The organism is Rhodopseudomonas sp. B29, assembly GCF_000333455.1.
In the GTDB taxonomy this organism is placed as follows: Bacteria; Pseudomonadota; Alphaproteobacteria; order Rhizobiales; family Xanthobacteraceae; genus Rhodopseudomonas.
On the sequence record NZ_BADD01000076.1, the window covers coordinates 1 to 11,343 of the forward strand.

General features: G+C 62.6%; 13 protein-coding genes and 1 pseudogene. 8 read left to right on the top strand and 6 right to left on the bottom strand.

Annotated elements, in window-relative coordinates:
- Positions 1-20 precede the first annotated feature (20 nt).
- The 3 genes from I5M_RS02795 to I5M_RS02805 are packed head-to-tail and all read left to right on the top strand — an operon-like array spanning position 21 to position 1,736.
- Entirely contained in the window at positions 21-575 is a 555-nt protein-coding gene (locus I5M_RS02795) for a carboxymuconolactone decarboxylase family protein (protein ID WP_022720009.1), read from the top strand.
- A 44-nt stretch (positions 576-619) separates the two neighbouring features.
- The gene (locus I5M_RS02800; RefSeq protein WP_022720010.1) at positions 620-1,249 is read left to right on the top strand and encodes a pyridoxamine 5'-phosphate oxidase family protein; all 630 of its coding nucleotides are present in this window, start codon (positions 620-622) and stop codon (positions 1,247-1,249) included.
- Between the two features lies 1 nt (position 1,250).
- Positions 1,251-1,736, top strand: a complete 486-nt coding sequence (locus tag I5M_RS02805; RefSeq protein WP_031335147.1) for a nuclear transport factor 2 family protein — start codon at positions 1,251-1,253, stop codon at positions 1,734-1,736.
- A gap of 153 nt (positions 1,737-1,889) precedes the next feature.
- Here the strand turns inward: I5M_RS02805 and I5M_RS02810 are convergent, their stop codons facing one another.
- The 4 genes from I5M_RS02810 to I5M_RS02825 form a co-directional block, all read right to left on the bottom strand.
- Positions 1,890-3,104: an MFS transporter gene (locus tag I5M_RS02810; RefSeq protein WP_022720012.1), complete on the bottom strand. Its 1,215-nt coding sequence runs from the start codon at positions 3,102-3,104 to the stop codon at positions 1,890-1,892.
- On the bottom strand, positions 3,104-3,967 hold the full coding sequence (gene kdsA, locus I5M_RS02815) for a 3-deoxy-8-phosphooctulonate synthase (RefSeq protein ID WP_022720013.1): 864 nt from the start codon (positions 3,965-3,967) through the stop codon (positions 3,104-3,106). The genes I5M_RS02810 and kdsA overlap by 1 nt, the downstream gene beginning before the upstream one ends.
- The gene (locus I5M_RS02820) at positions 3,964-4,833 is read right to left on the bottom strand and encodes a VOC family protein (protein ID WP_022720014.1); all 870 of its coding nucleotides are present in this window, start codon (positions 4,831-4,833) and stop codon (positions 3,964-3,966) included. The genes kdsA and I5M_RS02820 overlap by 4 nt, the downstream gene beginning before the upstream one ends.
- Positions 4,834-4,936: 103 nt before the next feature.
- Positions 4,937-5,263, bottom strand: a complete 327-nt coding sequence (locus I5M_RS02825; protein WP_022720015.1) for an NIPSNAP family protein — start codon at positions 5,261-5,263, stop codon at positions 4,937-4,939.
- Between the two features lie 111 nt (positions 5,264-5,374).
- Between I5M_RS02825 and I5M_RS02830 the strand changes: the two genes are divergently transcribed.
- The 5 genes from I5M_RS02830 to I5M_RS02850 all read left to right on the top strand — a co-directional run bounded on the left by I5M_RS02830 (position 5,375) and on the right by I5M_RS02850 (position 9,013).
- Positions 5,375-5,629, top strand: coding sequence for a BrnT family toxin (locus tag I5M_RS02830; RefSeq protein WP_022720016.1), 255 nt, complete (start codon positions 5,375-5,377; stop codon positions 5,627-5,629).
- Positions 5,619-5,903, top strand: a complete 285-nt coding sequence (locus I5M_RS02835) for a BrnA antitoxin family protein (RefSeq protein WP_022720017.1) — start codon at positions 5,619-5,621, stop codon at positions 5,901-5,903. Before I5M_RS02830 ends, I5M_RS02835 begins: the two co-directional genes overlap by 11 nt.
- 75 nt (positions 5,904-5,978) lie before the next feature.
- Entirely contained in the window at positions 5,979-6,293 is a 315-nt protein-coding gene (locus I5M_RS02840) for a PAAR domain-containing protein (protein WP_022720018.1), read from the top strand.
- A gap of 162 nt (positions 6,294-6,455) precedes the next feature.
- Entirely contained in the window at positions 6,456-7,031 is a 576-nt protein-coding gene (locus I5M_RS02845; protein WP_022720019.1) for a hypothetical protein, read from the top strand.
- The gene (locus tag I5M_RS02850) at positions 6,983-9,013 is read left to right on the top strand and encodes a CHAT domain-containing protein (protein ID WP_022720020.1); all 2,031 of its coding nucleotides are present in this window, start codon (positions 6,983-6,985) and stop codon (positions 9,011-9,013) included. The genes I5M_RS02845 and I5M_RS02850 overlap by 49 nt, the downstream gene beginning before the upstream one ends.
- 891 nt (positions 9,014-9,904) lie before the next feature.
- Here I5M_RS02850 and rplS read toward each other — a convergent pair.
- Positions 9,905-10,270, bottom strand: a pseudogene (gene rplS, locus I5M_RS33480) (50S ribosomal protein L19); the annotation flags it as partial.
- A gap of 19 nt (positions 10,271-10,289) precedes the next feature.
- Complete coding sequence (locus I5M_RS31975) at positions 10,290-10,610, bottom strand: hypothetical protein (protein WP_148287814.1); 321 nt, start codon at positions 10,608-10,610, stop codon at positions 10,290-10,292.
- Between the last annotated feature and the right edge of the window lie 733 nt (positions 10,611-11,343).

Here is an 11,343-nt window from a genome sequence, read left to right on the forward strand (position 1 = left end):
TACCGCACAGGAGATGTCCCATGTCCCGTCTGTCGATACCGGCCCGCGATGATGCGCCGGATGCGTCAAAGCCGATCCTTGATGCCGTTGCCAAGCAGCTCGGCAGCGTGCCGAACCTGTTTCGTCTGATCGCCACAAGCCCCGCCGCGCTGAGCGGCTTTGCCGCGCTCGATGCGGCGAACGCCAAGACTCTTGACCTCAAGACCCGCAACGCGATCGCGTTGGCGGTGGCGCAGGTCAACGGTTGTGACTACTGCCTGTCGGCGCACACCTACATCGGGATCAATCTCGCGAAGATCAGCCCGGCGGAAGTCGCCCTTAACCGCGCCGGCCAATCTGCGACTGCGAAGACCGCCGCAGCGGTGCGATTTGCCGCCGACCTCGTCGAGGCCCGCGGCAAGGTCGGCAATGCGCAGATCGAGGCGGTGCGCGCCGCCGGCTACGGTGACGCCCAGATCGTCGAGATCGTCAGCGTCGCGGTGCAGAACGTCTTCACCAACCTGCTCAACAACGTGGCCCAGACCGACATCGACTTCCCGGCGGTCTCGGCGAGCGATCTGGCGACCGCCGCCTGAGATCCCTGACGACGGCCGGCGCCGACAAACAGGAGACCACGTAGATGTCATACGGATATCTCGACCTGGCGGTGACGCCGGCCGTCAAGGCGGCACAGGCGCATAACGGCAGCCGCGGCCATTGGGAGAGCTTGGCAGCCGATCGTTCGTCAGACCGCTTCACCGAGGCAGAAGCGGCGTTCATCCAGAGCCGCGACAGCTTCTACATCGCCACCGTGTCGGAGACCGGCTGGCCTTACATGCAGCACCGCGGCGGACCGGTCGGCTTTCTCAAAGTGCTGGACGACCGCACGCTCGGATTCGCCGATTATCGCGGCAACCGGCAGTATCTCAGCGTCGGCAATCTGTCGGCCAACAGCCGCGCGTCGTTGTTTCTGATGGACTACGCGCGCCGCGCGCGGCTGAAGATTTTCGCCGAACTCGAGGTCAAGGACATCGCGGATGATCCCGACCTCGCGGCGCGTCTGGCCTCGCCTGGCTATCGCGCCAAGGCCGAACGCAGCGTGCTGGTGCATCTGAAAGCGTTTGACTGGAATTGCCCGCAGCACATCACGCCTCGTTTCACCGAAGCCGAGATCGCGCAGGCGGTGGCGCCGCTGCGCGCCCATCTGCAACAGCTCGAAGCCGACAATGCGAGCCTGCGTGCGACACTCGCCGAACTGGAGACGAAGTAACATGACGATCAACGCCCCCCAACAGCGCCCGCCGTTGCCGCCCTTTCACACCGTTGAGGACGCAGCCAAGAAGGTGCGCCTTGCCGAGGACGCCTGGAACAGCCGCGATCCGGCCCGGGTGGCGCTGCGCTACACGCCGGACAGCCGCTGGCGCAACCGCGCCCAATTCGTCACCGGCCGCGAAGCGATCGAAGTTTTTCTGGTGCGCAAATGGGCCCGCGAACTCGACTACCGTCTGATCAAGGAACTGTGGGCGTCCCCCGACAATCGCATCGCGGTGCGCTTCGCTTACGAATGGCGCGAGGACAGCGGTCAGTGGTTTCGCTCTTACGGCAACGAGAACTGGGAGTTCGACGCCGACGGCCTGATGCAGCGGCGCATCGCCAGCATCAACGACCTGCCGATCGCCGCCAGCGACCGCAGATTTCACTGGCCGCTCGGCCGACGTCCCGACGACCATCCCGGCCTCACTGAGCTCGATCTATAGGCAGCCCCGCTCCTCAACCCAACTATGCAGACAGCCGCCAGCCTTCGCGCTCGCGGCGGGCTGCGGCCATTTCGCGCTTGAGACCCACGCGCACGAAATCGGCGCGGCAATGCGCGAAATCCTCGCTCGTCGCATCAGCAGCGGGCGCGCCGGCTAAGCGGCGATCGCGTCGGCGGGCGGCCTCGCTTTCAGGATGCGCGCCAGCACCAGACCGAGCGCCACCATGGTTGCGGCGGCAACGCTCAGGGTCGGCCACTTGCCGAGATGCGCCAGCCCGAGGCCGTAGGCGATCGGGCCGGTGGTCTGGCCGATGAAGAAGAAGAACGAGTGCAGCGACATCGCCGTGCCACGCGCCGTTTCAGTGAGTTCGCTGGCGAACACTTGAATGCAGCCATGCAGCATGTAGAAGCCGAGGCCCATCGCCACGAAGGCCACGACTTGCGCCTGCCATTGCGGTCCATAGGCGATGACGAGAATCTGCGAGCCGACGAGCGCTGCGCCGACGATCATCATGCCGATGGTCTTGAGCCGCGGCAGGAGCTGCGACACAGTCAGCGTGTAGAACAAGCCGCCGACCGCGAAGCCGGCGATGACGATGCCGGCGACCGCGAGACTCTCCTGCCCCATCTCGTGCAGGAAGGCGGCGACATAGGGGAACAGCCCCATCACGCAGGTGCCCTCGACCAGCACGGCGCCGAAGCAGATCACGGCGTTAGGATTATCGAAGATGGTGCGATAGCCGCGCTTGAGAGAAGTCCAATCCAGGCCGCGATTTTCGTCGGCCATCTCCTTGCCGCGAAATCCGAGCGCGACGGTGATCGCCGCGATCACGACGATCACCCCGAGGATCGCGAGAACGCCACGCCAGCCGAAGAAATCGCCAATCAGCCCCGACGCTGACGCGCCGAGCAGATTGCCGGTCATGGAGCCGCCGAGCACGCGGCCGATGGCAATCTGCCGTCGATCGACGCTGACGAGATCACTGGCAAGGCCGAGCGCGACCGGAAACACACCGCCGGCACCGATACCAGCGAGTACGCGGCACATGAATAGCAGTGAGTACGACGTGGTCATCGCGCCGAGCAGATTAGCGAAGCCGAGCAGCGCCAGACAAATCGTCATCAGCCGGGCTTTGCCGAACAGATCGCCGGCTGCCCCGATCGCCGGCTGCACCACCGCAAAGGTGAAGGCCGTGGCGGCCGCGAGGCCTGCCGCTGTGGCGATGGTGACGGAAAAATCCGACGCAATGCGCGGCAGCACCGGATCGAGCGCGCGCGTCGACAACGCCGCAGCGAAGCCTGACAGCGCGATGATGTTCAAGGCAGGCGGCAGGCGCTCTGGGGCACCCGCGACGTCGTCCTGCGCCATCAAGCGCCCCCGGCGCCCACGCGCCGCTTGGCCAGCGCGTCGAACTCCATCAGCGTCTTGATCAGCGCCTCGAAATCGCGCAGCGGCACCATGTTGGGTCCGTCGGACGGCGCATGATCGGGATCTGGATGGGTCTCGATGAACACGCCGGCGACGCCGACCGCGACCGCGGCGCGCGCCAGCACCGGCACGTATTCGCGCTCGCCGCCCGACGACGTCCCCTTGCCGCCCGGCTGCTGCACCGAATGCGTGGCGTCGAAGATCACCGGGGCGCCGGTGGTCTTGGCCATGATCGGCAGCGCGCGCATGTCCGACACCAGCGTGTTGTAGCCGAACGACACGCCGCGCTCGGTCACCAGCACCTTGGCGTTGCCGCCGCTGGTGATCTTGGACACGACATTCGCCATATCCCACGGCGCCAGGAACTGGCCCTTCTTGACGTTGACCACCTTCCCGGTCGCGGCCGCGGCGAGCAGGAGATCGGTTTGCCGGCACAGGAATGCGGGGATCTGCAGAATGTCGACCGCCTCAGCGGCCTGAGCGCACTGCTCGGCCTCGTGCACGTCCGTGAGCACCGGCAGGCCGAGGCTTTCGCGGATCTCGGCGAAGATCGGCAGCGCCGCCTCGAGGCCGATGCCGCGGGCGCTGGCGGCACTGGTGCGGTTGGCCTTGTCGAACGACGTCTTGTAGACGAGGCCGATGTTCAGCCGCGTCGCGATGTCCTTCAGCGCGCTCGCGACTTCCAGCGCGTGAGCGCGGCTTTCGAGCTGGCACGGCCCGGCGATGACCGACAGCGGCAGCGTGTTGCCGAACTTGACGTTGCCGGCCGAAACCGTCGGCGCAGCCGAGAGACTCTTGCTCAAAGCTTCATTCCTTGTTCGAAGATCAATGTAGCGCCGAACAAATCGGGCACGACCAAGCGGCCGACATGACGCGCGGCGGCGATGCCGCCCTTTGCCAGCGCGCGTTCAACCACGCCGAGATCGTCCGCCGCAATGCGTAATCCGGCGAGGCGCGCGCCGTTGCCGTCCGCGGTCGCCGCAACGCCATATTGATCATGAAACGATACCGGCTCGACGATGTCGATATCGCCGCGCTCGGTGCGTGCCGTCACGCCGATCGACGACGAATGCAGATCGCGCAGCCCGGTGAAGGCGCCGAGGAAGATGTGGTGGTCGGTCGGACTATCGGCGATCAGCACCGCCGCCGCTGCACGTCGGGCGCCGTTGGGGTGAGCCTGGAAGGCCGGATTCCAGAAGTTCTCGGGGTGATGATGCTGGCAGGCGGCGAAGCCGACCTGCGGCGACAGCTCATCGCGCGCGAAGGCCAGCGAGAAAGCGAGCTCGACCACGCTGCCGTCAGGACGTCGTCCCTGCCGACCGAATTTGAAGACCTCGTAGTCGCCGATGCCGGCGGCCGCGTAGGCACGCGCATCCCTAGCCGCATCGCAGCTTGCCAGCAGCAGCATCGACAATCCTTCGCGCTGTGCCAGGTAGTCACACTGAAACGCGCCGAAGGAGAATGAGCGATCACGATGCGGCTCGATCTTGTCCGGCTCGCCGATGGTCAAAAGCTCGATGAAGAACTGATCGAACTGAATGATGCGGTTATGCGTACCCCACGGATGCACGTTGCGCGCGCCGACGATGAAGCCCGCGCGTTGATACGCCTCGGCAGCCCCGTCGAGATCGCGGACCGCATGGACGATATGGTCGAGGCCGTGGGGCATCAGCTATTTCGCATGTCCTTCGTCATTGCGAGCGAAGCGAAGCAATCCAGCTCCGTGCATCGAGCTGGATTGCTTCGTCGCTTCGCTCCTCGCAATGACGTCACTACTTCACCGACGAGAACGCGGTCGGCACCAACAACTGATTGGTGATGGTATCGACGATCTGACCGTCCTTTTCGGTTTCGGCCTTGGCGGCCAGCCATTCCGGATCGGTGACGAAAGCCGTCCATCGGCGCTCGCGATCGGCCAAGCTGTCCCAGGTCAGAAAATAGGTGAGTTCCTGGCTTGAGGCGCCGACCAGCGTCGTGAAGAACCCGGCCTGCCGGATGCCGTGCTTGTCGAAAAGCTTCAGCGTGATGGTCTCGAACCGCTTGAGTACGGCCGGCAGCTTGCCGGGCACGCAGCGGTAGACACGACTCTCCAAGATCATGGCGCTCTCTCCCTGGTCGCGTCGGCTTATAGCGGTAAGCCCCTCGGGTTGTCTTGCGCGCCGAACAGAGAGCAGACTTGCGCGTCCATTTAGCAGATTGTATATACAGAAATGTCGGATTTCGACCCGGCGAAGGATACGATCAACCGCGCCAAGCATGGGATTTCGTTGGCCCGGTGGGGCGACCTGAAAGTAAGGGCGATTGTCCGTGACGAACGGTTCGATTGTGGCGAAGATCGCTTCCGAGCCTACGGTCATATCGATGACGACGCCTATTGCCTCGTGTTCACCTTCCGGGACGGCGGCCAGCGCCCGATCAGCCTCCGCCGCGCCCACGACAAGGAGATGAATCGCTATGCCCCGTAAACAGGACGAGCCGGTGTTCGACGACGACAACCCCGAATGGACGGCGGAGGATTTTGCCAGAGCGACAAGAGTCAATATCAAGGCCAAGGACATCACGCCTGAATTCCTGGCTTCGCTGCCGAGAACCCGCGGTCCTCAAAAAGCCCCCACCAAGGTCCCGGTGTCGATCCGCCTCAGTGCCGACGTGGTGGCGCACTACAAGGCGACTGGCCCAGGCTGGCAGTCGCGCATTGACGACACACTGCGCAAGGCTGCGAAGCTGAAGGCCGGTTAGTGGCCTGCAGTCACCGAACCCGTCGGCGCTGCGAAGCGACTAGTTCCTAGCTGTCGCGCCGGACCGGAGGCTTTCATGCGCGTGCTCTCGACGTTCACGGCCATCGCCCTCCTTGCCGCTGGGCCGGTGGCAGCTCAAACACCTGGCGTCGTGACCGGCGGCAGCAACGACGTCATGGTCGGCGGCAAGCCCGCGGCGCGCGCCGGCGATAGCTCGACGGGCGGTGCCATCGTCGAGGGATCGAACAACGTTTTCATCAACGGCAAGCCCGCCGCGATCGGCGGCGGCCGCAGCGGCTGCGGCGGCGTGATCGTCGGAAGCGGTTCTGGTGTGTTCATCAACGGCAAGCCGATGGCCCGCTCGGGCGATCAGACCAGCGACTGCAAGTAACGGCAACCTCCCGACATGTCAGCTTCAGCAAGGCGGCGACCAGCAATCGCCGCACGGCTCAGCGCCGGTCTGCTCCTCGCCGTCCTGGCGGGCGCACCCTTGCTACCGAACTGCCCTGCGGCAGCCCAAGAGCAAAGGCGTGGAGCTGCAAGCGAACGCGAATTGGTCTCTAAGATCAACGACGCATTCCGGTCGCTGCAGGCCGGCAATCGTGACGGCGGCCGGCAGCGCCTCAATGCTGCGCTCCGCGCGGTGCGAGACAGCAACTATCATGCGCTGACCATCCAGGCCTATCTCAACGCCGTCAGTTTCTTCGAACGCCGCCGCGACAACGCGACCGCCTCGGACCTGTTCGCCGAGGCCGCGAAAACGAATGCGGCCCGCGAAAGCAGCCCGGACGCAACCACACTCTGGTTCGAATACGCCCGCTTTCTCGAACGCACCGTTCAATACGAGCGCGGCATTCCGGTGGCGGTCGAGGCCAGCAAACGGATGAGCGCGATCTACGGGCCGAACACCGCGCAGGACATCGCCGGCCGTGACATCCTCGCCACGCTGCTGACCGATAACGGCGCCGTGGCGGCCGGGCTCAATCTGTCGGAAGAAACCTATCTCGGTGCGCGGCAAGCGCTCGGCGATAAGGAGCCGCTGACCTGGCGCACCGAGAACAACTACGCCGAAGCGCTGGCATGGTCGGTCATCCCGACCTCGCCGCCAAGATCGACGCGCCGCTGCTGAAGAAGCGCATCGCGCATTACGGCGCCGGCAGCATCCAGGCGCTGGTCAGCGCCAGCAACCTCGCACTCGATCATCTGGCGATGGGCAACGAGGCCGAGACCATGCAGGCGCTGGCGCTGCAGAAGCGCTGCGCCGCCGAGCTCGCCGACCCGACCTCGGAACACGTGGCGCAAGCCGACACCTGGATCGCCTACGCCAAGGCCTACTTCCATCCCGACCGCGCGCTGAGCACGGCCGAGCTGGAAGCGATGGCGCGGGTGAAAGACTGGAACGGCGCACCTGACCTGCTGCGGATCAAATCCGCGCAGCTCGCCGCCGACCAGTTCGAGCGCCGCGGCGACACCACGCGGGCGCTGGCGCTGCGGATTGATGCGTATCACCGCGCGCAGGAGACCATCGCGCGCCAGCATCCGATCACCTTCGATGCGCTGCTCGGCGTCGCAGTGACCAGGATGAAGCGCGGCGACGCGGACGCGCTAGCGACTTTCAAGGATGTCGAGCAGCAATCGTTCAACTGGATGCTGCGCGAGGTCGGAACCGCCGGCAACCGCTACGTCGCCGAGACCATGCGCAAGCTCGCCGACGACATCCTCTACGAATACGGCCGCTATGCGCTGATCGATCCCGCGGCGGCGGTGGCCTATGCGGATGCGGTGTCGCGCTGGAAGACGATGGAGGACGGCGAGCGCACGCTGCTGCGGTTGACGCTCGACCAACTACCGGACGAACCGACCCGCGCCCTCGCCCGCACCGTGCTGCGGCTGTCCGGTCAACAGCAGGAGATGCTGTCCTCTGGCAAACTCGACAACGATGCGCGCGACGTCCTGGCGCGATTGCAGCAAGCACGGCAGGAGCTCGCCGCGCGCACCGGCGCCAAGCCGCCGGCCAACGTGCGGCTGCCTTCGGTCGAGGACAAGCTCGCGGCGAGCGACGCCCTTGTCGATTTCTTCGTCAGCGGTCGCGGCAGCCGGATCAATCCCACGGAGCCGCAACCGGCACAACGACTGCAGGCGGTCGTTCACCGCGCCGGCAAGCCGCCGCAGGTGATTGATCTCGGACCGCTCGACAACTTCCTCGTCCTGAACGCCGACGAAACCGATCGCCTACAGCCGTTCCGGCGACTCTACGACACTCTAATCGGACCGCTGAAGCCGCAGCTTGCCGGCGTCAACCGCTTGTTCCTGGTGCCCGATGCCGGCCTCTACAGCCTGCCATTTGCGATGCTGCAGGACGACACCGGCCGCTATCTCGACGAGATCTACGACACACGCATCCTGACGCGCGCCGACGCCATCGTGTTCGCTGATCAGGACGACAAACTGATCGCCGGCACCAGAGCGGTGCTGGTCGGCGGCCTCGACTACGCCGGCGCGGCCAATCAGCTTCCCTCCACCAAGACCGAGATCGACCGGATCGCGCTTGCCCTGCAGCGCCGCGATGTCGCCAGCACCGCGCTGACAGGGGACAGCGGCGAAGCCGCCGTCCGCAGCAAGGCCGAAGGCGCCGCGCTGCTGCATCTCGCCACCCACGGTTTCTACAAAGCCGCGACCGACCGCACCGACGCGCTGTGGCGCAGCGGCCTCGTCGCCGCACATCCGATGCTGAGCCGGCCGCCGCAACGCGACAGCGATGACGGCGTGATCTACGCGCGCGAATTGATGGACTGGAATCTATCCGCCGCTGACTTCGTGGTGCTGTCGGCGTGCGAGACCGCGCTCGGCGATCCGAGCCGGATCGGCAGCGTCCGCGGTCTGCCGACTGCGCTGGCCATCGCCGGCGCGCGGCGTTCGCTGCTGACGCTGTGGGAAGTCAGCGACGAAGGCACCGCCAATTTCATGGCGCGGCTCTATCAGGTGCTGGCGGAGGACGGCCTCGACTACGCCGCGGCGCTGCGCAAGGTCCGCATCGAGGCGATGCACGGCAAGATCAAGGATGCCGAAGAACCGCTGGTCTGGGCGGCGTTCGTGCTGTTCGAGAACTGACAGTCGGCCCGATTCAAAACAGCCGGCTCTAACACTAGCTCCACGCCAATGAAAAACGAGAACGCATTTCGCACGCTACTAAACAACAAATACTCGCTCTATCTCAGATTTAAGCGGAACCCGGAAGGCCTCCTGGCTGTTAACTAACACAGTAACCACTCTGAGCTGCGCGTCTCTGGCTCTTGAAGGCACCCTCTGTTCTATTCTCTCAAATGAACCAGAATAAACATCTGCTTCACCCAAATTTATAATGTCAGTATCATTGATGTTTTCTAGCAGCATTCTCACTAGGAAATGCTCCTCTTTACTGGATCCAGAATTCTCATCAATTCCGAAAAGAACATCTCTTACATCAAGGCAGACAACGAAGAAGTCACCGCGACGTTTAATTGACATTCGAAGAGCAATCGAAACGCCCAGATAGTCGAGGAAAGCCAGCAAATTGCCTTCGATCTTCACGGATGAGCGATTTGTGATCAGCGCCCCTAGTCGGGAAAGGCCGCTTCGCGCTCCTCGCCGCACCAATTCGTCATCGGAAAACATTAGGGGGCAAAGATGCTCCCCAATAGAGAGGGCTAACTCATAAATATCGGAGCGGCTTGCATCAGGCGCCGCAGAATGAGGAAGAAGCGAGAGCACGTCCACCACTGCGGCTCGCACAAGCTCGCCCTCCGCCAGCCCTTTGAGATTCTCAATTCTCTCCAGGGCGGCGATCATTTGCTCGAATGCTCCCCTTACGCCTTGGCGATCAGTTGGAGGCTCAAGCTTCGCCGAAATTCTTTCATTAAGGTCCTCCCCGACCCAGAAATGGCTGGAAGTCGTCTCCGCATATCTTGAATCATAACCCAGTGATTCTGTGGTTCTGTATTCTACTAAATTCAGTTCAGAAGCCAACTCTCGCGCTCTCTCCACCCGCTCTGGTATCCGAGCAGAACGACCCGAACGATTACGGATGTAATAAAGCTTGGCTCGCCGCACTCGGCCGCGGCGCTGGACGTCGATATCGGTAATACATGGGGAATGAAGCGGGAATACTCTTTCTACTCCCACACCATAGCTGATCTTACGTAGAGTGAAATTCTCACTCACGCCCCCGCCAGATCTCGCGATGCAAAGCCCTTCAAAATTCTGGATGCGCTGCCGGTCACCTTCCACTACCCGTAATGCAACTCTCAAAGTATCTCCGGGCGAGAACTCGGGGGGGCCTTTGTCCCCCCACCGGTTCTTGATTGTTTCCCTATCGATCGCATCAATAATTTCGCTCCTCATGAGCCCCTCAGATCGCCTTGCGACGCCTGAACTTCAATTCGATCGAACCTTTGGCAGAAGCCTTCCCGTTCGCAACAACGAAGCCGAGCTCTCCGCTGGCGCTCACCTCAAGTGCGATTTTGATTTCTTCAAGTTCATAAGCATCGGTTGTGGATGCGAAAAGCTCCGGCGAATTGACTACTTTGGTAAAGCGGGCCAGTTGTTCCTGTAGTTTATCGACAGGAATTCGATCGACAACCTGCGTTGTCTCGCGTCTCCCGCGAAGATCATTGTCGGCTGAACCGACGGAAGTTACGCTCAATAGTGGAATTGTCTGTTCGCTAGCCATCAGAGGAGCCCTTTTCAGCCAATCGCAGTTCAATGGGCATCAGACGAACGTCTGGACGACCATACAGTCTATACATGTAACCCGCAGCGCTCCCCAGGTTCTTTGAAAGAGAAGACCTGGCGACGGCAAGAGCATCGACCGCAGCCAGGCCAGAACTGTTTAGGGTCCCAGGAAGAAATGCCTCATAGAATGCACGCGCCATATGAACTGCGGGGCTTCCGCGTACTCCAATTAGGGAAGCCAAGGCCGCCCCAGCCCCCTGCTGACGAGCTAAATACTCAACAAAAGAAACAGAGCGCCGGGCCGGCGTTGGCGCACCATTGCAAACATTTAAGAAATGAAACGCGTGTGTCCTAAACTGCGCATCATTCTGCATGAAATCGTATACATTGATCATGCATTCATCGCTTACAGTTAGCTCGAACCCCATCTCTGAATAGCTACAATGAGCGAAAAAATGCACTATCTCGTAGCCTCGCGGGCCAAAGAAATTGAAGAATGGAGCCTTGTGCGCAGCTGTTATGGGTGGGGCCACTGAACCTGTTGCATTAACGCAAGGCTTTCTAACTATCTCTTCTTCCTCGGGAGCCCCAAATAGAGATCTGTTTCCTGCCCCTCGGATATGAAGCCCCTTGTCGAAAACTATAGGGGCACGACCTCCTCCAAGAACTCTTCTACTTCAAGTCGATCCTTCAATGGGGGACAGATACCTCATCGAAGGACGTTGGCCCAA